19 protein-coding genes, 1 tRNA gene, 1 other RNA gene and 2 pseudogenes are annotated in these 22,788 nt (G+C 40.0%); 12 read left to right on the top strand and 11 right to left on the bottom strand.

The window, feature by feature from the left end; translation table 11 throughout:
* The first annotated feature begins 10 nt into the window (after positions 1-10).
* From ftsH to FTT77_RS14875, 3 genes are all read left to right on the top strand, one after another.
* Positions 11-1,909, top strand: a complete 1,899-nt coding sequence (gene ftsH, locus FTT77_RS14885) for an ATP-dependent zinc metalloprotease FtsH (protein WP_218954100.1) — start codon at positions 11-13, stop codon at positions 1,907-1,909.
* 112 nt (positions 1,910-2,021) lie between these two features.
* A complete protein-coding gene (folP, locus tag FTT77_RS14880) occupies positions 2,022-2,876 on the top strand; it encodes a dihydropteroate synthase (RefSeq protein WP_218954098.1) in 855 nt (284 codons plus the stop codon).
* 87 nt (positions 2,877-2,963) lie between these two features.
* Entirely contained in the window at positions 2,964-3,278 is a 315-nt protein-coding gene (locus FTT77_RS14875) for a DUF5713 family protein (RefSeq protein WP_180109489.1), read from the top strand.
* A gap of 60 nt (positions 3,279-3,338) precedes the next feature.
* Here the strand turns inward: FTT77_RS14875 and FTT77_RS14870 are convergent, their stop codons facing one another.
* From FTT77_RS14870 to FTT77_RS14860, 3 genes are all read right to left on the bottom strand, one after another.
* Positions 3,339-4,007 (bottom strand): hypothetical protein, encoded by a 669-nt coding sequence (locus tag FTT77_RS14870; protein ID WP_180109488.1) that lies wholly within the window; start codon positions 4,005-4,007, stop codon positions 3,339-3,341.
* Positions 4,008-4,095: 88 nt separating this feature from the next.
* A tRNA-Leu gene (locus FTT77_RS14865) sits at positions 4,096-4,181 on the bottom strand.
* A gap of 169 nt (positions 4,182-4,350) precedes the next feature.
* The gene (locus tag FTT77_RS14860) at positions 4,351-5,085 is read right to left on the bottom strand and encodes a hypothetical protein (protein ID WP_180109487.1); all 735 of its coding nucleotides are present in this window, start codon (positions 5,083-5,085) and stop codon (positions 4,351-4,353) included.
* 196 nt (positions 5,086-5,281) lie between these two features.
* Between FTT77_RS14860 and FTT77_RS14855 the strand changes: the two genes are divergently transcribed.
* Positions 5,282-5,788 carry a hypothetical protein gene (locus FTT77_RS14855; protein WP_078191335.1) on the top strand — a complete coding sequence of 169 codons (507 nt, stop codon included), beginning with the start codon at positions 5,282-5,284 and terminating at the stop codon, positions 5,786-5,788.
* Positions 5,789-5,885: 97 nt separating this feature from the next.
* Here the strand turns inward: FTT77_RS14855 and FTT77_RS14850 are convergent.
* The 4 genes and pseudogenes from FTT77_RS14850 to FTT77_RS14835 form a co-directional block, all read right to left on the bottom strand.
* Positions 5,886-7,225: pseudogene (locus FTT77_RS14850) on the bottom strand (CitMHS family transporter).
* 267 nt (positions 7,226-7,492) lie between these two features.
* Entirely contained in the window at positions 7,493-7,771 is a 279-nt protein-coding gene (locus tag FTT77_RS14845; RefSeq protein WP_180026970.1) for a hypothetical protein, read from the bottom strand.
* A gap of 53 nt (positions 7,772-7,824) precedes the next feature.
* Complete coding sequence (locus FTT77_RS14840) at positions 7,825-9,153, bottom strand: hemolysin family protein (RefSeq protein ID WP_078191332.1); 1,329 nt, start codon at positions 9,151-9,153, stop codon at positions 7,825-7,827.
* Between the two features lie 129 nt (positions 9,154-9,282).
* On the bottom strand, positions 9,283-10,275 hold the full coding sequence (locus tag FTT77_RS14835) for a LysR family transcriptional regulator (RefSeq protein WP_078191331.1): 993 nt from the start codon (positions 10,273-10,275) through the stop codon (positions 9,283-9,285).
* 683 nt (positions 10,276-10,958) lie between these two features.
* On the opposite strand from FTT77_RS14835, the gene FTT77_RS14830 reads away from it, so the two are divergent.
* Positions 10,959-12,563 (top strand): isocitrate lyase, encoded by a 1,605-nt coding sequence (locus FTT77_RS14830; protein WP_168378085.1) that lies wholly within the window; start codon positions 10,959-10,961, stop codon positions 12,561-12,563.
* Between the two features lie 88 nt (positions 12,564-12,651).
* On the opposite strand, the pseudogene FTT77_RS17630 reads toward FTT77_RS14830, so the two are convergent.
* A pseudogene (locus tag FTT77_RS17630) lies at positions 12,652-12,753 on the bottom strand (IS5/IS1182 family transposase); the annotation flags it as partial.
* Between the two features lie 329 nt (positions 12,754-13,082).
* Here FTT77_RS17630 and FTT77_RS14825 point away from each other — a divergent pair.
* Entirely contained in the window at positions 13,083-14,279 is a 1,197-nt protein-coding gene (locus FTT77_RS14825) for a YncE family protein (protein ID WP_257224684.1), read from the top strand.
* A gap of 90 nt (positions 14,280-14,369) precedes the next feature.
* Positions 14,370-14,834, top strand: coding sequence for a hypothetical protein (locus FTT77_RS14820; RefSeq protein WP_168378083.1), 465 nt, complete (start codon positions 14,370-14,372; stop codon positions 14,832-14,834).
* Positions 14,835-15,306: 472 nt separating this feature from the next.
* Here the strand turns inward: FTT77_RS14820 and ssrS are convergent.
* The 3 genes from ssrS to FTT77_RS14805 all read right to left on the bottom strand — a co-directional run bounded on the left by ssrS (position 15,307) and on the right by FTT77_RS14805 (position 16,430).
* Positions 15,307-15,489: non-coding RNA, 6S RNA (gene ssrS, locus FTT77_RS14815), on the bottom strand.
* A gap of 99 nt (positions 15,490-15,588) precedes the next feature.
* Entirely contained in the window at positions 15,589-15,876 is a 288-nt protein-coding gene (locus FTT77_RS14810) for a cell division protein ZapA (RefSeq protein ID WP_168378082.1), read from the bottom strand.
* A 2-nt stretch (positions 15,877-15,878) separates the two neighbouring features.
* Positions 15,879-16,430 carry a hypothetical protein gene (locus FTT77_RS14805; protein ID WP_180008929.1) on the bottom strand — a complete coding sequence of 184 codons (552 nt, stop codon included), beginning with the start codon at positions 16,428-16,430 and terminating at the stop codon, positions 15,879-15,881.
* Between the two features lie 64 nt (positions 16,431-16,494).
* Between FTT77_RS14805 and FTT77_RS14800 the strand changes: the two genes are divergently transcribed.
* The 5 genes from FTT77_RS14800 (at position 16,495) to FTT77_RS14780 (ending at position 22,747) form a co-directional block, all read left to right on the top strand.
* On the top strand, positions 16,495-17,112 hold the full coding sequence (locus tag FTT77_RS14800; protein WP_168378081.1) for a UPF0149 family protein: 618 nt from the start codon (positions 16,495-16,497) through the stop codon (positions 17,110-17,112).
* A 102-nt stretch (positions 17,113-17,214) separates the two neighbouring features.
* A complete protein-coding gene (gene pepP, locus FTT77_RS14795; RefSeq protein WP_180109486.1) occupies positions 17,215-18,549 on the top strand; it encodes a Xaa-Pro aminopeptidase in 1,335 nt (444 codons plus the stop codon).
* Between the two features lie 190 nt (positions 18,550-18,739).
* Entirely contained in the window at positions 18,740-19,915 is a 1,176-nt protein-coding gene (locus FTT77_RS14790) for a tetratricopeptide repeat protein (protein WP_180109485.1), read from the top strand.
* 382 nt (positions 19,916-20,297) lie between these two features.
* Positions 20,298-21,506 (top strand): 2-octaprenyl-6-methoxyphenyl hydroxylase, encoded by a 1,209-nt coding sequence (gene ubiH / locus FTT77_RS14785; RefSeq protein WP_180008936.1) that lies wholly within the window; start codon positions 20,298-20,300, stop codon positions 21,504-21,506.
* The gene (locus FTT77_RS14780; RefSeq protein WP_180008938.1) at positions 21,503-22,747 is read left to right on the top strand and encodes an FAD-dependent monooxygenase; all 1,245 of its coding nucleotides are present in this window, start codon (positions 21,503-21,505) and stop codon (positions 22,745-22,747) included. The genes ubiH and FTT77_RS14780 overlap by 4 nt, the downstream gene beginning before the upstream one ends.
* Positions 22,748-22,788: the final 41 nt, after the last annotated feature.

Below are 22,788 nucleotides of genomic sequence, written 5' to 3'. Positions count from 1 at the left end.
GAATAAAGCTTTGAGCGATCTTTTTAAGAATGCCGTGTTGTGGCTGGTTATCCTAGGCGTGCTGGTTTTAATCTTCAGCAACGTCAGCGACCGCAATCAACCGACCGCGATGAACTATTCTGAGTTCGTGGCAGCCGTAAATGCGGGTCAGATTAAACAAGTCACCATTGATGGCGAAAGAATTCGTGGCGAAAAATCAAACGGTTCGGAGTTTGAAAGTATCCGTCCTGCGGTTCAAGATCCTGAACTTATGCCGAACCTGATCAAGAACAATGTTGTTGTTGAAGGTACAGCGCCACAGCGTCAAAGTATTTTGATGCAACTTCTGATTGCAAGTTTCCCTGTTCTTTTAATCATTCTGTTATTCATGTTCTTTATGCGCAATATGGGTGGTGGAGCTGGTGGTAAGAATGGCCCAATGAGTTTTGGTAAGTCAAAAGCAAAAATGCTGTCTGAAGACCAAATCAAAGTGACATTTACTGATGTTGCGGGCTGTGATGAAGCTAAACAAGAAGTTGTTGAAATCGTTGACTTCCTAAAAGATCCATCTAAGTTCAAACGACTTGGTGCAAGCATTCCGAAAGGCGTGCTCATGGTTGGTCCTCCGGGTACGGGTAAAACTTTACTTGCTAAAGCGATTGCGGGTGAAGCGAAAGTACCGTTCTTTAGTATTTCGGGTTCTGACTTTGTTGAAATGTTCGTGGGTGTGGGTGCGTCTCGTGTCCGTGATATGTTTGAACAAGCGAAGCGTCATGCACCATGTATCATTTTCATCGATGAGATCGATGCCGTTGGTCGTCACCGTGGTTCAGGTACAGGTGGTGGTAATGATGAGCGTGAGCAAACATTAAACCAAATGTTGGTTGAAATGGATGGTTTTGAAGGCAACGAAGGTATTATCGTCATTGCTGCAACAAACCGTGCTGACGTATTGGATAAAGCTTTACTTCGTCCAGGTCGTTTTGACCGTCAAGTGATGGTATCTCTACCGGATATTAAAGGTCGTGAGCAAATCCTGAATGTACATTTGAAAAAATTACCTTCTGTGACTGGTGTAGATGTTAAAGTCTTGGCACGTGGTACACCTGGCTTCTCGGGTGCTCAGTTGGCTAACCTTGTAAACGAAGCGGCACTGTTTGCTGCACGTCGTAACAAGAACACGGTCGATATGTATGACTTTGAAGATGCGAAAGACAAGCTTTACATGGGTCCTGAACGTAAATCGATGGTGATTCGTGAAGAAGAACGTCGTGCGACGGCTTATCATGAAGCAGGTCATGCAATTGTTGCTGAAATATTGCCGGGTACAGACCCTGTGCATAAAGTGACAATCATGCCGCGTGGTTGGGCACTGGGTGTGACTTGGCAGTTGCCTGAACATGACCAAACCAGCCATTACAAAGACAAAATGTTGAATGAACTTTCAATTTTGTTTGGTGGTCGTATTGCAGAAGAAGTCTTCATTAACCAAATGTCGACTGGTGCTTCAAATGACTTTGAACGTGCAACGAAAATGGCACGAGCAATGGTTACTAAATACGGTATGTCCGATAAAATGGGCGTCATGGTTTACGAAGATGACTCACAGCAGTCATTCATGGGTGGTTTAGGAAGTCGTGTGATTTCTGAAGCAACTCAGCTTGAAGTTGACCGTGAAGTTCGCCGTATTTTAGATGAGCAATATAAAGTTGCTCGCGATATTCTTGAAAATAACAAAGATATTGCACATGCCATGGTGAAAGCATTGCTTGAATGGGAAACCATTGATCGTGATCAAATCCGTGACATTATGGAAGGTCGTGAACCTCAACCACCAAAAGTGTACATCGCTGAAAATCCAGTGATTGATGTCACACCAACGGATGGTCCAGATGTTCCACCACCATTACCGTCATTGCCAAAAGCATAAAATTTTAAAACCACCTTCGGGTGGTTTTTTTATATGAAAATAAATGCATGTGAACGAAATGCTGAGCAAACTTAGCGTTAAAATAAGCGCAGCAAAATCTGGGATGTGTACTATGAAGTTGGTGTCTTTGCCTAATAAAATTTTAAACTGTGGTAATTTGCAATTAGATTTGTCAGAGCCACATGTGATGGGGATTTTAAATGTCACACCGGACTCTTTCAGTGATGGTGGCAAACACAATGGTAAAGACCAAGCTATAGCACATGCCTTACAAATGATAGTGGATGGCGCGACAGTGATTGATGTCGGTGGTGAGTCAACACGTCCGGGTGCATCTGTTGTTGAGGTTGAAGAAGAAATTCGACGGGTCGTACCCGTCGTTGAAGCCTTAACTAAACACAATGTAGTGATTTCTATCGATACCTCACAGCCTGAGGTGATTGAGGCAGCGGTTCAGGCAGGTGCGCATATCTGGAATGATGTACGTGCATTAACTCGGCCGAATGCCTTAGAAACCGCTGCAAAACTGGATATTCCAGTGATCATTATGCATATGCGCGGCGAACCCACCACGATGAATAATCTAGATCAGTATCAAGATGTTGTGGCTGATGTCATTGATGAATTAAAGCAACGCGTGCAAAATGCATTGGACGCAGGCGTGCGTGCAGAAAATATTATGATTGATCCGGGTTTTGGTTTTGCTAAAAATGCGCAGCAAAACTTAAAGCTTTTACAGCAATTCTATCAATTGAATGACATGGGCTATCCGATCCTGTCTGCATTATCACGTAAGCGTTTTATCGGTGAAGCACTTGGCGGTGCAGATGCACAAAATCGCGCTGTAGGCTCGGTTGCAGCGCATCTACTCAGCATTCAACAAGGTGCATGTATGGTTCGCGCACATGACGTCAAAGCGACGGTAGATGCGATACGTGTTTGGCAAGCCATGCAGAATGCAGACTGATTTGAAAATACTGAATCCCAATAAATTTGGTGAATTGTAGTATTTGTGTTATATAAGCGCCCTGAATGTTTTGTGATAGAGTTTCGTATGTTTGCAGATTTACTGCTACCCATGTTTGATGATGAATATTACCCAGATGTGTTGGTTGCAGAGGTGAAGTTATTGGTTGTTCAATTTGCGAAGAAAATTGCAAAAGCAGATTTAAGTTCAACTGATATCTACCATTTTGCCAATGAAACGGTTGCACAGCTCAATAAGATGAAACCTCAATTTGAAGATTTAGATTCGTCTTTGGATGATACGGCTGCAGATTATATTGCAGAAGCCATGATGATGGTGCTGCAAGATGAAGGCTATATGGATATTGAAATGGAAGAGTTGGTTGCTAACCGAGAATGGTAATTGAACTTTAAAAAAAGCCCTGTAGTGACAGGGCTTTTTTGTGACTAGAGTTTTAAAAAGTCATTGAGCATTGTCTAAAAAATCTTTAAAGGATGATTTGATCGATGCTGAAAGTTTCTGTTCTTCTTGCATGGCTTGTATGTGTAGTGTGTAGAAATACGTTTGATGCACTTTTTGTTTTAAGGATTGTTGATAAGACCAAAATGCCAGTTGGCGAAGCTTTTGTAGTTTTACCCGTTCAATGGCGCTGCTTTCAGGTTTATAAAATAATTCAGTAAATACACATAAAAACAGACTAAAAAAAAGTCCGCAGAGACTGATGAGGTTTAATGCATCTGTTTGTAGATACTTAAAGTTTATAGCGAGGATAAGTGTTAATCCGCCAAGGAGATACAGTTGTGTTTGCAGGCGTTGAACTGCGGACTTGCTGCTAAAACGTGCTTGATAATGTGCATACCAGACATAGCAATAGATTAAAGGAAGAATAATCAATACACCAAGATTGAACGCCATTTTGGGGTCGTGAATTGAATGTGCCGTTGAAAGTATATGCCCAAGTGCTGCGCTGCCAAGAGAGATTAAAAGTATCAGGCAAAAGCTAAAGATTAAAACGGGTGCAGTGGGCGTGAGATTGATGATTTTAAAATGCGCAAACAGCAACCGTTGATAAAAGGCATCGGGATGTTTGAGCTGTAGTGCAGGGAGATCAAAATCTGAAGGTATTGGCATTGAATAATAATAGATTTATAAATTTTAGGCATAAAAAAACCAGCAAATTGCTGGATCTTTTATTGCACCAATCTTAGAAGTATAAGAATGGTGCCCGAGGCCAGACTCGAACTGGCACGCTTTGTGGGCGGGGGATTTTAAATCCCCTGTGTCTACCGATTTCACCACTCGGGCATGTGCGCAATAATAGAGGACGAAATGAAGCTTGGCAAGTGTATTTGATGGTGTTTGTTTTAAAATCAATCAATTCATGCATATAAGTTGAAAATATTCAAAAATAGCGATGTATTGAATGACTTTTTGAGCAGTGAATTAAAGTTTTTTTCACTACACCAAAGTCGACTTATTTCATTAACTCATCAAGATAATGTTCAACATTTTGGTGCTTTAGCTTTTTACACAGCTGATTTTCCTGATGTAGCATTTGTATGTGCAAATTTTGGAACTGGGTAAAGCGCTCAGATAACCACTTGTAGTTTGCTTGATTTGGATTACTGAGTGTCAAACGTAATTTTGCTTTAAGCATTTGTTTATACGACCAATAAGCAATACGACGTGTCTCTTGTAGAAAATAGTATTCTTGCGTGTTACTTCCACCTTTGAATAGATTTTCTTTATAAAAACGCACAAAGCCGAAACTCATGGCGAAAAAGAACAATACAGATTGAACGAAGGTGCTTTGTAAAAAGGCGATATTGAGTAATTGTAATAAAATCACGATCGCAAGTCTGAACGGCGTATTCTTCAAACTTTGATACAGGGACATTGAACTGTGTTTGATTTGCTTGATGACTAAGGGCACAACCAGCATGAAAAACAGCATAATACTCAGTACAGCAATACCATGAGCTCGAAACTCACTCATATCAGGAAAATACAGTTGCACTGCATGACCAATACTCATGCTCAAAGAAATAAAAATCATCGCCGCCAAAACCCAAGGAATAAGCTCTTTGAGTTCGTCTAAAATGCCTTGAGTTTTCAGTTGGCTATAAAATAAATAATTATGTTTAAAGGCTGCTGGATATTGCTGTTTCAGTTGTTGAAGGTAAAGTGCAGCCGGTTTTTTTTGAGCCATATTGTGACGTTAATATTAAAGCGTGAAAGTAATATAGTTGATTTCGATATTTTTGACAGAATTTTTTTTCTAAATCATGTTGTATATCTGAACATTATAAGAGAAAACGCAATTTCTATAGCGAAGGTCGCAGTTTTCACGCTGCTTTTATGCGAAAATACATACTTATTGAATATTAAGTTTTTATAGGCAGTTTATGACTGATCATTCTCCTGAAACATTAAGCGATATCGAAATTCTAGACATTCTTCAGTCGATGAAATCAGATGTTTTAAATACTGAAGCAAATGAAGTGATTCGTAGTGGGGGAAAAGCTGGTCGTCAAGAAGCACACAAACAAGCTTTGGTGAAATTAAATCAAGCATTTGAAGATAAATTTGTTGAAGCTGTGACTTTAGCTTTAGGCTTAAATGAAGGCCAAAGTAAAAAAATCCGCTACAAAAAAGACCGTATCCGTATTTTGAAAGTTCGTGGTATCGATTATTTAGCGATTGATGGTGCTGAAACTGCACAAGTATTGTCGCAAGTTGCACAAGCAATTGTACGTGAAGACGCAACGGTGACTCATGACCTCCATAACATTTTTCCATTTTGGAAAGAAGGCTGGCCAATGGTGCAATTCGACAATGTTTATAAAATTTTAGAAGATGATATTCGCATTCATTATGAAGCAGTTCTAGAAGCATTAATTTCAAAGCATTAATTATTACAAATGAACCTGTGAGTGTAAAACACTGGCTAGTTCATTATTGTTAAGCATAAAAAAAGCACCTGATGGTGCTTTTTTTATCTTTAACTTTTTAAGTTAAACTCGAATAAAACGGAAACATTCCAAAGATCAGACCTGCTGCTAACATGACAAAACACGTGATTACAGCCCAGATAATGGTAAATTTCTGATGTTGTCCAAACTCGATACCCGCAAGTCCACAGAGTAAATAGGTCGAAGGGACAAGTGGAGAGAGTAGGTGTACAGGTTGCCCTACGATGGAGGCACGTGCCATTTCTACAGGTGCAATTCCATAATGAGCTGCTGCATCTGAAAGAATTGGCAAAACCCCAAAATAGAAAGCATCATTCGACATAAAGAAAGTCATCGGCATACTGATGACAGCGGTAATCGGTGCTAAATAGGGACCCATACTTTCAGGGATAATTGCCACAAGTTGTTTGGACATGGCTTCTACCATGCCTGTTCCAGCTAAAATTCCGGTAAAAATACCTGCAGCAAAAATGATGCCGACCACGTTTAAAGCACTACCTGCATGATGTGCGATTAACTTTTTCTGCAAGTCGACATTTTTGTAGTTGACGACTAGCGCAATACATAAAGCCACCATGAATAAAATAGGCATAGGTAAAATACTAAAAACCAGACAAATCATCAGAACGACGGTTAACAGTGCATTAAACCAACGTAGATCTGCGCGGTTGGCTTCTGGATTATCTGAGATTTGAATGTTTTCACCATGGCTGATATCCAATTGGACAATTCCTAGACGCTTTCTTTCCATGCGACCATACATCGTTCCTAAGAAGTACAACCAGCCGATGGCAAATAACATCGGTAAAACCATCGGGACAAATACATCACTTGGGTCGACATGAAGTGCGCTGGCGGCGCGGGCTGTAGGCCCACCCCATGGCGTAAGGTTCATAATGCCGCTAGAGAGCATAATCAAACATGCCATAATCAATGGGCTCATACCTAAGCGCTTATAGAGTGGCAGCATGGCAGCAACACAGATCATATATGTTGTAGAACCATCTCCATCCAAAGAGACAATTAACGTCAGGGTAATGGTTCCAAGGACAACTTTTAAGGGATCACCTTTGACCATTTTTAAAATAAATTTCACCTAAGGGTCGAACAAACCTGTATCAATCATGATGGCAAAATACAGAATCGCAAAAAGCAGCATGATGCCAGTCGGTGCAAGTTTTTTACACCTTCAATCATCATGTCGCCAATTTCATTTATTTGTATGTGTGACAAGCTGTCAAAATAAAAACCAAGTAACCACGCAATCAAGGCAAAAAGTAGGGGAATTAAAGTCAGTGCAACAAGTGGGCTTAAGCGTTTCGACATGATCAAATACATAAAGCACAAGATCATGCCCAAACCGAGTACGGTTAACATGGTTCATTCCTTTGAAATATAAAGCTGTTTTTAAATCCAAGGGCAGAGCATAAAGATAAATTTCATCAGTCAAAACAAAGGTGAGAAAATGTGAAATACATCACTATTTTAATGAAAAATAGTCATTAATAATGAAGGTATTAAGGAAGGGAGATTTTTCGATTTATTTTAATTTTTATTCAAAAAATGTGGTCTGTTTACATATATTCAACATCAGTAGAGAACTGTAAGTGCTGTGCAGATACAGTTTGATCACAACAAGTACGCTTATGCAAAAATAGACAGTAGCGTCCGAATCGGCCAACTAAAAAATCGGAACCAAAATATTAAGGGATTATAAAAAAACAGACCAAAACGCATGGTTTCGTCATATTGTTGTCTGCCACGTTCATAAGGATAAGGCGTTAAAAACCACGCAGTGGCGATCAGTGTAACACCGAGCAATAGAAATAAAGGTTGTGGATGAGCTTTAAAAAAATAATAGATCAGATAAGCCCCAGTATAAAAACTAAAGCAAGTCAAAATCGCTTTAAGTGAAAAAGACATCTTCGTATTCCATCGTATTTATATTTTATTGTTTTAGAAAAAAAAGAATCGAATTAATCCGATTCTTCTGGTGTATCTAGTTCAGTTTCAGCCTGTTGTAAGCGGGTCACTAATAATTGGTCAATTTTAAAGTGGTCTACATCCACAACTTCAAATTTGTAGCCATGATAGGTGACAAAGTCCGCTGGACGTGGAATTTTACGCAGTTTAAACATCATAAAGCCCGCAAGGGTTTCATAGTTTTCTTCATCGGGCATTTCATCTAAAGCGAGGGCATGCTTTAAATCTTCGATTGGTGTACTGCCATCGATAAGCCAAGAATCCGCATCACGTTTAATAATTTGTTGTTCTGCTTCAATCGGTGTTACCCAGTCGCCCATCACGGTAATCATAATGTCGGAGAGGGTAATAACGCCGACAACCAACGCATATTCGTTAATTACTACGGCAAATTTTTCTTTGGTTGAACGGAAACGATCGAGTAATTCGGACAGTGTTAAAGTATCTGGAATCGTGAGGACATTACGAATGGTATTTTCGTTGAGTTGTAAAAGTGACTGATTGTTCAAGATACGAACCAAAATATCTTTGGCATCTACATAACCAATCACGTCATCAATATTTTCACTACAGACCAAAAACTTCGAATACGGAAATTCTGCGAGTTTTTGACGAATACTGGCTTCTGATTCTTTTAGGGTAAAGTACACCACATTTTCACGTGTAGTCATACTTGAAGGGACATTACGTTCTTCCAGTTCAAATACGTTTTCAATAAAGTGGTGTTCTTGCTTTTGTAGTACACCAGCTTGAGCACCGGCATCCATCACGGCTGAAATATCGTCAAAGGTAATATTGTCATCACGTGTTGTATTCACTTTGAATAAACGAAACAACAAATTGGCAATGGCATTAATCACCCATGCCATTGGTTTACACACTTTAATGAAGATTTGAATCGGGTCTACAACAGCAACGGCGATTTTTTCAGGTGCGATCATCGCCAAACGTTTTGGCATCAAATCAGCAAATAGAATGAATAAGGAGGTGACTAAAGTAAACGACAGGGTGAATCCTATGGTTTCAGTCCACGGGCCCTGATAAAAACGGGTCACTAAGGTTATGAAATAAGGACGAAATGCACCTTCACCCAAAATACCGCCAAGAATTGCCACGGCATTTAAGCCAATTTGTGATGCGGCGAAAAAGTCTGCTGAGTTGGCTTGTAAGTCAAGCACACGTTGTGCACGTGAATCTCCAGATTCAGCCAAAATTTTAAGCTTTACTTTTCGTGCACCCGCAAGGGCAATTTCTGTTAAGGATAGAAAACCCGCACCGACGATCAGGAGAATAATAATGACAATATTTTGGAAAAGGCTCACGAATACACCTGTTTGTGATTCATTCTATTTTTCTGTATTTCTAACACAAAAATGGGCAAGGTAGTAGTCTTAACTACTACCTATATAGTGACAGTATACGTTTGAATTAATAAGGAATTAAAGAACTAATTACTGATACTGTGAAAACTGAGAGTTATTCATTAAGTATTCGCGGTTTTCTTCTTCAATCATTTGACGTGCAACATACAAAATAAGTTGACGCAACCAGCGATGAGCAGGGTGATGATGAAGTAAAGGACACCACGCCATTTTTAATTCAAATTCAGGAATATAGAATGGTGGATCGCGAAGTAACAGGTTTTGACTTTTGGCTTGAAGGCGAGCAATACGGCTTGGCAGAGTCGCAACCAAGTCAACATTCGAGGCCAATAAGCCTGGCATTTGATAATGACGGGTGAAAACTGAAATTTTACGTTTTTGGCCAATACGTTCTAAGGCTTGATCAATCCAACCTAGACCCGCTTGTTTTTCAGGATTGACACCAAAACCGACACCCATACCTGTTTTAGATACCCAAATGTGTTGTGCATCTAGATAGCTTTTCAGGTTTAAATTATTTGCAGCAGGGTGCTTGGCATTTAAAAGGCATGAAAAACTGTCACGCCAGACCAAAACTTGGTGGAAACTTTGCGGAATTTCATTAAAGCGGTTAATCGCCAAGTCGACTTTACCTTGTTCCATATCTCGATAAGACACATCACTAGGCGTTAAAAAATCCAGAACCACATTGGGTGCTTCTGAGCGCAAAGCTTTTACTAGGCGCGGCACTAGTGTTGCTTCAGCATAATCTGACGTCATGATGCGGAAGACACGATTTGAAGTGTAAGGTCGGAACTCGGTACGGGGTTCCAAAATCATCGAAAGGTCAGAGAGAGCATCACGGATACGTGGCTGTAATTCAAGCGCACGTTCTGTAGGTGTCATACCTTCTGAAGAACGAATAAGAAGTGGATCATTAAATAAGTTGCGTAAACGACGTAAAATATTACTCATCGCAGGCTGAGTTACACCCAGTTGCTCGGCAGCACGAGTCACATTTTTTTCACGAAGTAGTACATCAAGATAAATTAATAGATTGAGATCGACCCGCTCCAGATTCATAAAATAAATACCGACAATAAAATCATGAAATTTATCTGATTATGCCATAACTACTAAGGCTTGTGTAAAAAATGGATGAAAAAATGACGTGTACTATTGTACTAAAATTCGGCAGTTTTAAGACAAATTTGCTGAAGCGACAGCACATATTTCTTAAACACTTATTACCTGTTTAGAATGATATTTTTAAATAAATATAATAAAAATACGGAGCAATTTTGATTATGCGAAGTGATGTTCATAAAACTCAAAAGTAAGATGAAATATCTCATTTACATGATCATTTGAGGACGGAATAATCATGCATTTAGTTTGGTAAGTTTGGGCAAAAAAGGCGTAAAAAATGCTGTTTTTTTTAAAAGTGAATGCTCAGTCGACTTAAGTCTAATGAAGAATAATTCATCAGAGTGTTTGTAAAATAGACAAAAAAATCAGCCAAATTTATTAATAAAATAATTTAAATACAAATACTTAAAAATATTGGTTAATTATTATAATACGACTTTAATCTACATATTTTTTAAATAAATACTGAAAATTAATGCAGAATATTGGATTAATTTTTTTAGTCAATCTACTCTGTGTCTATCGCAACGAAATGTTCTAAATCTGAACAATCATTCGAGGGTATGATTTTAGCCTTACGTTGCAGAAAAATCCTAATATTATTACAGGAACATATCATGTCTACATACTTAACAGCGATTGATGCAATCCGTGAATTAAAAGCAAAATTCGGAAGCACTTGGCGCGATATTAGCCCAGAAGATGCTGCACGTATGCAAATGCAAAACCGTTTCAAAACTGGTTTAGACATTGCGAAATATACAGCTGCTATTATGCGTCGTGATATGGCTGCTTATGATGCTGATTCTAGCAAATACACTCAATCATTAGGTTGCTGGCACGGTTTCATCGCACAACAAAAAATGATTGCGAACAAAAAATACTTCGGTACAACTGAACGTCGCTATATCTACCTTTCAGGTTGGATGGTTGCAGCTCTTCGTTCAGAATTCGGTCCACTTCCTGACCAATCTATGCACGAAAAAACTTCAGTACCTGCATTGATCGAAGAAATCTACACTTTCCTACGTCAAGCTGACGCGAAAGAATTAAACGACTTGTTCCGTGCGCTTAAAAAAGCAAACGAAGCTGGTGATACTGCTAAAGCTGCTGAAATCACTGCTCAAATCGACGGTTTCCAAACTCACGTTGTGCCAATTATTGCTGACATCGACGCTGGTTTCGGTAACGAAGAAGCGACTTACTTACTAGCTAAGAAAATGATCGAAGCGGGTGCTTGTGCACTTCAAATCGAAAACCAAGTATCTGACGCTAAACAATGTGGTCACCAAGCTGGTAAAGTTACAGTTCCACACGAAGACTTCATCGCGAAAATCCACGCTCTTCGCTATGCATTCTTAGAAATGGGTCTTGATGACGGTATCATCGTTGCTCGTACTGACTCTGAAGGCGCTGACTTGACTCAAAAAATCCCAGTGGTTAAAGAGCCAGGCGACATCGCTTCTCAATACATCAGCTACTTAGACACAACTGAAATTGACATTTCAGAAGCTCAAGAAGACGAAATCCTAATCAAGCGTAACGGTAAACTTCACCGTCCAAAACGTCTTGCTTCTGGCTTGTACCAGTTCCGTCCAGACACGCAAATTGACCGCGTTGTACTTGACTGTGTATCTAGCCTTCAAAATGGTGCTGACCTTCTTTGGATCGAAACTGCGACTCCAAACGTTGAAGAAATCGCTCACATGGTTAACCGTGTTAAAGAAACAGTTCCAAATGCGAAACTTGTTTATAACAACTCGCCTTCATTCAACTGGACTCTAAACTTCCGTCAACAAGCTTACGACCGTTGGGTTGCTGAAGGTAAAGACGTTTCTGCTTACGACCGTGCTAAACTAATGAGCGCTGAATACGATAACTCTGAATTAGCTGCTGAAGCTGACGAAAAAGTTCGTACGTTCCAAGCTGATGCTTCTCGTGAAGCGGGCGTGTTCCATCACTTGATCACACTTCCGACTTACCATACAGCTGCTCTTTCTACTCACGAGCTTGCTCAAGGTTACTTCGGCGACCAAGGTATGCTTGCTTATGTAGCTGGCGTTCAACGTAAAGAAATCCGCGGTACGATTTCTTGTGTTAAACACCAAGCAATGGCTGGTTCTGACATCGGTGACGACCACAAAGAAATCTTCGCTGGTGACAACGCGCTTAAAGCGGGTGACGATGCGAAAAACACAATGAACCAATTCGCTGCTCACTAAGCATTGAACTGATTCGAAAAAAAGCCCAGCGAAAGCTGGGTTTTTTTATGGCCTTAAAATCGTGTTGAATTTAGGTTCTGTTGATATTTCATAATGACAGCCAAATAAATATGTAAGCTAAGGCAACTGATTTTTCATAGTTCTGCTTGAGTCTTGCAAATGTATTCTGGATTGTTTTTTTGGATAGATAGCAAGCCAAACTGGGACAACTCTTAAATAAGCTTTTGAAATTGAAAAGATTTGAATGAAATATTTGAAGCAAAGAAAAGTGGTGGAATGGAGCAGAGATAGAGTATTACATTATTGAAGAAGCCTTTAGTGGCAGGTTTGTGCGCCTTTAATCAACAACTCATCGGAATTAAAACAAATACGCTATATCTACACTTGTATATTTAATAAGCTTTCTTTGCGCTAAAAAAGCGACACTTATCTGATGGCTTTGGTCAAAAGGTATGCATAAAAACAAATGAATGGACAATAAAAATGGAAAAAAATCTCTGGATCAGGACACTTCTTTGTATGACAGTTACGGTGTCGCCACTTATTTTCGCAGCGACAACCACTGCACCCGTTCCACCCAATAGCCAGCAAGTCTTTTTTGTCGGCAATAATTGGGATGGTACGGTTACAGTGATCAATCCTGCAAAAAACTATCAGAAAGTTGGTGTCATCAATATGGTGCCCGACAAAAAACAACGCCTCACTGAAATTTACATCAACCCAGTAAAATTAATCGCTTATAGCTATATTCGTAATACGGCAGGAGAGGGAAATGATCAATTGGTCGATGACATGTATTCCACACCAGATGGCAAATCGGTGGTTGCATCACGCCCAAGTTATGCAGATGTAGTCTCGATTAACATTGCAACGGGGAAAATCAATTGGCGCACACCCGTTGAAGGATTTCGAGCAGACCATATGGCGGTTTCACCCGATGGGCAACAAGTTGCTGTTTCAGCATCTTCAGGGAATGTTGTACATGTACTCGATATCAACACGGGCAAAGAATTAGGACGTTTTGCGACGGGCGATAAACCACATGAAAATATCTATTTTGCCAACGGTACTAAAATTCTAAATTCAGCCATTGGAAATGTCGAAACAGCCATGGATGCATCTTGGCAAGATTTTACTAAAGGCAAACGCTATATCACGATCGCAGATGCTCAAAATTATAAAGTCCTTAAAAAAATCGATTTTAGACCTGCTTTAGATGCCGTGGGACGAAAAGATCTGTCTAACTCAGTTCGACCGATTGTATTTAGTAAAGATGAATCCAAAATCTATGCTCAGGTCTCATTTTTTAATGGTCTGGTCGAATATGATCTCAATCAAGACAAAGTCACGCGCATTGCACAGCTTCCGGGAAGTACAACGATTCCCTCAGATCGCACCAAATGGGTGAATGACTCACGCCATCATGGGCTTTCAATCAGTGGTGATGGTGAAAAACTGTGTGTCGCAGGAACCATGGATGATTATGCCACTATAGTAGATCGTAAAACTTTGACCGCGGCGAAATTGATTGCTGCAGGTAAACCGTATTGGGCAACGCAAAGCCCAGATGGAAAACGCTGTGTAATTTCTGAAAGTGCGACAGATGCAGTAACAGTGATTGATTTCGCGACAGGTGAAAAAGTCATCACAGTTCCAGTTGGCAATCACCCACAGCGTGTTCGTTTGGGTTATGCGCCAGCAGGATGGGGCAACTAATAATTTAGATAAAATTAAATAAAAAGGTAAATTCAGAGTCAAATCGGCTCTGAATTTTTTAAATATCAGAAGGTGTCTAGAGACTGCATCATGAATAAAAAATGGATTGTTTTAGGTTTGACGTTTAGTTTAATTTTATGGTTGATGATTCAGTTTTTAAAACCACGGCAGCAGGAGGTTCATGAACAGCTACCTTTAGATCAACAAAAAGTGTCCGAAACACATTCAGATCAAACCACGGAAAATGTTTTACAGCATTCAAGTTCCAAACCCAAACAAGAAAGACAAGATAATGAAACGCACACCCAGTTATTACAGCAACGTGAACAGGTATTTCAACAATTTCAGCAAATAAACACACAGATGAGTCAGGGGCAGCAGCCGAATCAAAATCAAGTACTCGCTTTACTCGAGCAGCAATACAGATTGGTTGAAAAAGGCGTCGTGAACGTGGATGAAGCTATTTCATCTATTCAATATTTACGCCAAATACTTCCCGAAATGGATCGATTTTTAGATGGGCAGCAAGCTAAATTGGAACAACTCAAAAATTGAATAAGGCGGATTAAATCAGCTTTTGAAGGTGAACAAACTTGAATAAAAATTTTTAACTGATGTTACGCAGTAACATCAAAGCGCAATTTGCTTCAAATAAAACAACGATACGCGGTAACGTCATCCGCAAGTGTTTAAGACAGGACTACTTCTAATCAAAAATGTTTTTGTGATGCTTTGAATAATTTGACGGTAGTGAACGAGTTTTGCGGATGACAATGGTTTTGGGTACTTTTGCCGAAACAAAAGTATCTCCAGCCGAAGGCTAATCTCTTTATTTAATCCTTAGATGTAAGACTCCGTCGAATAGGCTTAAAATTATTTTAAAAATACGAAATTACTTTTATGTGCGTAACATCAGTTTTTAAGAAAAGAACAGGAGTCGAATAGCGCAGAAATAGAATAGTGAATTTTTTAGAATATTTTTGAATTGAGTTGAATGCTGAAAATTCATTTAATGACTTGGAAGATAAACACTCCGAAGATGCCGCTGCAAATGTCGTGACCCTGAACCCGATGAGTTCAAGGTGGACGCGACGTACACTCGCTGGGTTTCCCACACGAGGAGGGCATACGCTCAGAATATACAGAATACATCCATAAGTTTAAGTATCGGCAGGGGATTAGACCTAGCTGGCGAACACCTCAGAGATGTACTCAGTATAACGAATTCAGCGTTATTGGCAAATCACCAAACGCTGACAAAGTGTTTAAAATGAAGCAATCGGGCAAAGTATAATCACTAAACCACCGATTAATCAGTCAATTCTTCCACTTGTTCCAAAATATTTTGCAACAAAAGTTCGCAGTTTGCATATTCTTGCAAACTCTTATTCATCGACAGGACTTCTTGCATTAACTCAAGTGCGACCATAATGATCAACTTGCTTGGTTCCATACGTGGCGCTTTACGACGAAATTCATCGTATTTGTCATTCAGCAGCTGCGCTGCACGTTCTAAATCTGCTTGTTGGTCAGAAGTCGTTGCTAAACGGAAACTATGACCTAGAACTTTTAAATCAACTGCAATTTGTTCACTCATGATCAAACTTCCTCATTACTTTCAGTCGGATGTGCCAATTGTTGAATTTCTTGTGCATGTTGATCTTGAGCAGTACCTAAAATTGCTAAACGTTGAATAATCGCTTCAACTTTGGCCTTGGCATGTTCATTTTTTTGTAGCAGACGTTCACGTTCTTGCTTTAAACCTTGAATTTCTTGCTGAGCATGACGTTGTTCATTTTGCATTTTTTCTTTGACGATACGTAACTCATTACGCTCTGCCAAAATTTCCTGAAAACGATTTTTTAGATCAGTACAGCTTTTTTCGAGGCGGCTGTATCGGTCAGCCAAAGCAGTTGCATCAGTATTGAGCTGTTGAAGTTGAGCACGTGAATCAGTTAATTGCTCATTCAGTGTTTCAATTTCTTCTTGTTTCGAGGTGATAATGCCGTTCTTATGTACAATTTGAGCATGATGCTGCTCATTTGATGAGTTTTTCTCATCATGTAAGGCACCATTTTCGCTTTCAAATTGCGCCAGTCGCGTTTTTAAAACGCTAATATGCGCTTGGAGACGCTGTAATTCTTCTAACATAACGTAGTCGCACAGTCTTGCAAACAAAGGTAATATATACGAAGTATAGAGATTGGATAAGCGAATGCAAGACGATATTTCAGGTTGGTCAGATTGGTCCCACAATTTTTCTAAAATTGAAGAAATTTCAAGCCCAAGTGAGTTACATGGTTTACTCACTGGTATAGTTTGTGTGTCACAACCCCCGAGTCGTGAAGAGTGGCAACAAATTTTAGCAACGCTTGATGTTGCTGAATTAGATGAAGATGCATTGGCATTGTTAACTGAAGAAGCAGAAGATGTAGCTCATTCTCTTTCAGATGATGAACTCGACTATCTTCCTTTATTACCAGATGATGATCACTTACTTGGTGAGCGTGTGCAAGCCTTGGCAGACTGGTGTGCAGGTGTGGTTCTTGGTTTTGGTTTGGCGGCAGGACATCTGCGTACCAATGAACAAGAATTGATTGAGCATTTACAGGATGTCGCTTCAGTAGAATTTGAAGATTCAGATGATGATGAAGAAGGTGAAGAAAGCTATCAGGAATTATACGAATTTGTTCGTTTAATCCCAGTAAGCCTATCTATGGGACGTACCAAAGTAGATGTTTCAGAAACACCGTTGTTACAGCTGAGTGCTAAAAATTCATCGGCTCAAGCGGGCAATGTGGTTGAAATGTTCACACCACACCGTCCAAGTTAAGGCATTCTTTTTGCATCAATAATTAATAGATGATGGGCTCTATATTTGGAGTTCATCATCCTATTAAATCAATCATAGTCCAAGCGTATAAGAAGCATATCAATGAAGAAATTAACTCAAGCAGATTTTCAGGAACGTCGTGACATCCTTGCAGGTGAAATGGGCTTACGCAGCATCGCAATTATTGCCACGAGCAAAGAAGCCATGCGAAACCGTGATGCCGACTATAAATTCCGTGCTGATAGTAGTTTCTTTTATTTAACAGGTTTTGCTGAACCTGAAGCGGTTGCAGTGATTGAAACCTTTGATAGCGAAGAAGAAGGTTATAGCTATAGTTTGTTCTGCCGTGAACGTGACCGTGAAATGGAAATTTGGAATGGTTACCGTGCGGGTATTGATGGCGCGATTGATGACTATGACGCGGATGAAGCCTTTGCTATCGATTTATTAGACGAAGAAATTTTAGAAAAATTACAAAATAAAGATAAATTATTTTACCGTATCGGGCAGCAAGCAAATTTTGATGCTCGTGTGGCGCAGTGGATTGCAGCTGCAAGCGGTGAATCACGTAAGGGTGCAAGTGCGCCTGCACAAGTCATTCAACTGGACCGCATTATCGATGAAATGCGTTTGCATAAGTCTGATAATGAACTCGAATTGATGCAGATTGCTTCGGATATTTCAGCAAAAGCGCATACCCGCGCCATGCAAACAGTCAAACCGGGCATGATGGAATATGCACTAGAAGCAGAACTGAATTATGTCTTTGGTATAAATGGCTGTGTACCGTCCTATAACAGCATCGTTGGTGGTGGTGAAAATGGCTGTATTTTGCACTATGTGGAAAATGACAAAGAATTGAAAGATGGTGATTTGGTACTGATTGATGCAGCGTGTGAATATCAACTGTATGCCTCAGACATTACCCGTACTTTCCCTGTTAACGGTAAATTCAGCCCTGAACAAAAAGCACTTTATAATGTCGTGCTCGATTCGCAAATTGCGGCGATTGATGCTGTGCGTATCGGCAACTCGTATAAAGAACCGCATAACGTTGCAGTGCGTATTTTAGTTCAAGGTTTGCTTGATTTGGGCATCATGCAGGGAGATATTGACGAAATCATCGCAAAAGAAGGTTATCGTCAGTTCTATATGCATGGCACAGGCCACTGGCTCGGTATGGACGTGCATGACGTTGGTTCATATAAACAAGACGGTGAATGGCGTGCCTATGAAGAAGGTATGGTCGTGACTGTTGAGCCGGGGCTTTATATTGCGCCAGATGATGAAACTGTTGATGAAAAATGGCGTGGTATTGGTATCCGTATTGAAGATGATGTTGTAGCAACTCAAAATGGTCCACGTGTTTTAACCGCTGCAGTGGTGAAATCTGTAGAAGAGATTGAAGCGCTGATGGCGAAAGCGAAAGCCGCTTAAGTTTATACAGTATTTAAAAAAGCCGGTCAGATGATCGGCTTTTTTTTATCTATAAGCAGTCATATAAATACGAATCATACAGACAATGTTAATTAGCAATGTAGTTGATTTTCTGATGTTAAGTTTTTACAAAAATTAGATATAAGTCTTTTAAAATTAATCGTATAAATTTTTTATTTTAATCATAATTATGGGCGTTAGAAAAGCTGGGGTGGTTATTCCCTTTAATGGCAATCAACAGGATATAGAAAGACTGGTAAATGATTGGCTGGTTTATTTTGAAGAAAACTCAAAATCTGCATTAGATATAGAGTGGCTGACGGATCATGTTGTTTGTATCAATAGTGCCGGATTAGCGCATTTTGCTTTTACTGAACCTGAAAAATGGAGCAGCTTGCTGAGCAGTGGGTTACCGATTAAATGGATGATATTCTTTGATTTTGCAGACACAAATTCAAGCTATAGCTATGCGTTTTATAAAGAGGGTGCAGAAATTAGATGTGTCATTCAAGCGGAAGAAGATGAACTTTACATGGATAGGCAAATACAAGATTTTGAAAAAGAATGGTTAAACTTTTCAACAAGATATTTATACGAATATGTTGAAAATGGCAAAATTCAAAAAAAATGGATGACTGATTTAAACAGTTTAAAAGAAGAGATCAATGAAGATTTGGAAAGCTATTATCAATATTATTATTTTAGCGAAAAGGATCATTTAATTTATCATACTCAATTGGTTCGGCTGTTATTGATTGAACTCTTTAAAATCTATGTCGGTTTTGAAATCTTTGATAGTGATTATAATCCAGTAAAGAAAATAAAGTTTAAGTATAACAATCAGCGTACTTATGATGATTATTTAAGTTTAGCATCAAGAGGGGATATTGCAGCCCAAATTAAATTGGGTGAAATGTATGAAATGGAATGCGGCGTCGAAAAAAATGATTTAACAGCACAAGGATGGTATCAAAAAGCGGTTGATCAAGGGGATGATGCGGCGATGCTGAAGTTAGCAGCGCTGTTGTTCAAAAAACCATGTAAAACAGAGGTTCATATTGCTTTAGATCTACTGAATCAGTCAGTGGAAAAGGGAAATATAAACGCAAGAACGGCCCTTGCTGAAATATATGAAAAGGGCGAAATTCTTGATCAAGATTATAATCTAGCTATGAACTTGTACAAGCAATCGGCAAAACAAGGCTGTGCAATTGCCCCCTATAAAATTGGTTTAATGTATGAGCTGGGTAATGGTGTAAATCTAGACTTAAAGATAGCAAAGCGCTGGTATCACCAAGCGGCGAATGCTTTTAATCAAGATGCAGAAATTCGATTACAGAAATTAATCCAGTATTTTAATGCTTAACTTCCTAAGCACCTTATTTAAATTACTGATGTTACTGCGTAACATCAGTTAGGCAGAATAACAAGGCACTTTTTATGAAGGGCGATGTGAATCATTTGAATGAGGAAGCTGATGCTTGAAATTAAAATGATCTGTGGTTGAGCCGGAAATTTAATCGGCTCAGTCATTTTTATTGTGATTTTAAGTGATTCGCTATTTTTTGAGATGAATATTTACGGCGAGAGATGATTTATTTTGTATTTATTCAGTGCAAATACCCGCAACAAATTTGTATTTCATTATAAAAAATCATGCCCTTGATGTAAGATAAAATCCATTACAGATTATATGTATTTCGAGTGAATTTCCTAAATTCGAATACTTGATAAAAAAGGAAGTAAGCATGCAGCAAGAAGTCATCATTGTCGGTGGTGGTATGGTCGGTTTAAGTCTGGCACTCATGTTGGCCAAAGCCAAAATTGGCGTAAAACTTTTAGAAGCCATTAAATACCCAAATTATGATGATGCAAACCTTGCGCCTTATCACTCTAGTTTTGATGCGCGAAACAGCGCCTTGTCACGCCGTACGGTGCAGATTTATCAAGAACTTGGTCTGTGGGATGCTTTGCAAGAACATGCCACGCCTATTTTAGAGGTGAATATTACAGAGCAAGGCAGTTTTGGTAAGGCACGACTAAAAGCAGAACAAGAAAAAGTCGAAAGCTTTGGACAAGTCATTGAAAATGCATGGCTCGGTCGTGTGTTGCTCACAGAAGTCAAAAAACAACCATTAATCGAATTAATTGATGGCGTACAAGTGACTTCACTGACGCAAGATGCAGACTTTGCATATATAGAAGCACAGCGTGCTGAAGAACAGCTCAAACTACAATCTAAAATCGTGATTGCCGCAGATGGCCGTGATTCATTCTGCCGCAAAGCCCTAGGCGTTGGCGCATCAGAACATGACTATGACCAAGTGGCGATTGTCACTACGGTGCAAACCTCTAAACCGCATGCTCATGTCGGTTTCGAGCGCTTTAGTCCACTTGGCCCGTTAGCGCTATTGCCACTTCCGGGTGAATACCGCCGCTCAGTGGTTTGGCCTGTTCCTAAAGGAACTGAAGGCGAGTGGATGGGTGATGAAAATGATCAGCACTTCTTAGATGCCTTACAAGAAACCTATGGCGACCGTGCAGGTAAATTCCAAAAAACGGGTAAACGTTTCAGCTTCCCATTATCCCAAGTGCTTGCAGAAAAACAAGCTGTCGGCCGTGTAGTGCTGATGGGCAATGCTGCACATACCATTCATCCAGTGGCGGGTCAGGGTTTTAACTTATGTATGCGTGATGCCTATGTACTGCACCGTTATTTAACAGAGCAAAGTACCCAAGGTGCAGATTTGGGTGATGCAGCTATGTTGCTGGATTATGAAAAATCGCGCCTGACCGATCAGCAGCGGGTGATTAAATTCTGTGATTCAGTTGTACGTGGTTTTAGCAACCAGAATCCAATTTTAAAACTCATTCGCAATACAGGATTAGTTGCCTTTGACACCATTCCGGGGATCAAGCCTTTGGTCGCGAATTATGCAATGGGGCTAAAAGCATGAGTTTCAATCAAACAGATGTACTGGATGCTGTGATTGTCGGCGGTGGCTTGGTCGGTGGTTTAACGGCATTGTTATTGGCGCAGGGCGGTGTGCAGGCTACGGTATTGGATGCGGCACCTATATTGGATGCAGAAAAAACCAAAAGTATTGCGAATCCTCGAGTTTTGGCGCTCAGTCAAGCCACTATTCATTTACTCAAGACCGTGGGTGTTTGGGAAAAGCTTGCTCGTCAGCAGCCTTATACAGGCATGCAGGTGTGGAATAAAAATGGCTATGGCGAAATCAATTTTGGCCATGCTACAGAGCAAACGCCATCAGTTGAGCAAGCTTTAGGTTCAATGGTTGAACCAAGTGTTTTGAATTTAGCTATTCAAGAAAAAATGCTAGAACAACTCGAAGACTACCGAACCCAAGTCAAGGTAAGTCGAGTTGAGCGTGGCGTTGGTGTATGGATCATTCACCTCGCAGATGGTACCCAGCTCAAAACAAAACTGGTGGTTGGAGCAGATGGTGCAAACTCATTTGTCCGAGAACAAGCTTTCATCGATCTAGATGTCTTGGACTATAAACAGGCGGGTGTGAGCTGTGCAATTAAAACCGCCCAACCGCATCAGCATGTAGCGCGTCAAATTTTCTTAGAAACTGGGCCTTTGGCATTTTTGCCGATGGCGAGTCTGAAAAAAGAAGAAAGCGGTTATTGGCAATCCATTGTGTGGACCTTACCAGATGATTATGCCGATGAATATGTCGCTTTATCCGATGTGGAATTTACTGCGTTGCTCACTCGAGAAAGCCATCACATGCTCGGCGAGGTCTTAGAAGCAACGCCACGTGCTAAATTTCCATTGAAGGCACGAGCTGCACAGCAATACGTTCATGATGGTCTGGCGCTGATTGGAGATGCGGCCCATGTGATTCATCCGCTTGCAGGACAAGGCGTGAATATTGGCTGTTTAGATGCAGCAGTACTTTGCGATGTGCTTTTGACCGATAAAAAACGGGGTGTGTGGGCACATGAACAAAGTTTGAAGCGCTATGAGCACCGCCGTAAAGGGCAAAACGATGCCATGATGCATAGTATGTCCGCAATTGGTTGGTTAGAAACTACAACTTTTTCTCCTGTGGTGTGGGCGCGAAACTTTGGTTTAAAACAAGTGGAAAATCAGACTGTTCTTAAAGATGCATTTATGGCTCAAGCCAATGGTCTGAGTATTTTAAAAGATACAATCTACGCAGCTTAGGTCAAAGTCAGATATTTTTTAGACAGTCGTATAAACAAGGT

The sequence above is a fragment of the Acinetobacter sp. YH01010 genome (assembly GCF_013420775.1).
Taxonomy (GTDB): domain Bacteria; phylum Pseudomonadota; class Gammaproteobacteria; order Pseudomonadales; family Moraxellaceae; genus Acinetobacter; species Acinetobacter amyesii.
This window is presented reverse-complemented; position numbering and strand designations above follow the sequence as displayed.

Excerpts from the sequence above, each read along its gene's own strand:
- folP (WP_218954098.1), top strand. The coding sequence starts at position 2,022 with ATGAAGTTGGTGTCTTTGCCTAATAAAATTTTAAACTGTGGTAATTTG.
- FTT77_RS14810 (WP_168378082.1), bottom strand. The coding sequence starts at position 15,876 with ATGAGTGAACAAATTGCAGTTGATTTAAAAGTTCTAGGTCATAGTTTC.
- FTT77_RS14790 (WP_180109485.1), top strand. The coding sequence starts at position 18,740 with ATGGGCGTTAGAAAAGCTGGGGTGGTTATTCCCTTTAATGGCAATCAA.
- FTT77_RS14835 (WP_078191331.1), bottom strand. The coding sequence starts at position 10,275 with ATGAATCTGGAGCGGGTCGATCTCAATCTATTAATTTATCTTGATGTA.
- FTT77_RS14820 (WP_168378083.1), top strand. The coding sequence starts at position 14,370 with ATGAATAAAAAATGGATTGTTTTAGGTTTGACGTTTAGTTTAATTTTA.
- FTT77_RS14830 (WP_168378085.1), top strand. The coding sequence starts at position 10,959 with ATGTCTACATACTTAACAGCGATTGATGCAATCCGTGAATTAAAAGCA.
- FTT77_RS14875 (WP_180109489.1), top strand. The coding sequence starts at position 2,964 with ATGTTTGCAGATTTACTGCTACCCATGTTTGATGATGAATATTACCCA.
- FTT77_RS14800 (WP_168378081.1), top strand. The coding sequence starts at position 16,495 with ATGCAAGACGATATTTCAGGTTGGTCAGATTGGTCCCACAATTTTTCT.
- ubiH (WP_180008936.1), top strand. The coding sequence starts at position 20,298 with ATGCAGCAAGAAGTCATCATTGTCGGTGGTGGTATGGTCGGTTTAAGT.
- FTT77_RS14825 (WP_257224684.1), top strand. The coding sequence starts at position 13,083 with ATGACAGTTACGGTGTCGCCACTTATTTTCGCAGCGACAACCACTGCA.
- FTT77_RS14860 (WP_180109487.1), bottom strand. The coding sequence starts at position 5,085 with ATGGCTCAAAAAAAACCGGCTGCACTTTACCTTCAACAACTGAAACAG.
- pepP (WP_180109486.1), top strand. The coding sequence starts at position 17,215 with ATGAAGAAATTAACTCAAGCAGATTTTCAGGAACGTCGTGACATCCTT.
- FTT77_RS14855 (WP_078191335.1), top strand. The coding sequence starts at position 5,282 with ATGACTGATCATTCTCCTGAAACATTAAGCGATATCGAAATTCTAGAC.
- FTT77_RS14845 (WP_180026970.1), bottom strand. The coding sequence starts at position 7,771 with ATGTCTTTTTCACTTAAAGCGATTTTGACTTGCTTTAGTTTTTATACT.
- FTT77_RS14780 (WP_180008938.1), top strand. The coding sequence starts at position 21,503 with ATGAGTTTCAATCAAACAGATGTACTGGATGCTGTGATTGTCGGCGGT.
- FTT77_RS14870 (WP_180109488.1), bottom strand. The coding sequence starts at position 4,007 with ATGCCAATACCTTCAGATTTTGATCTCCCTGCACTACAGCTCAAACAT.
- FTT77_RS14805 (WP_180008929.1), bottom strand. The coding sequence starts at position 16,430 with ATGTTAGAAGAATTACAGCGTCTCCAAGCGCATATTAGCGTTTTAAAA.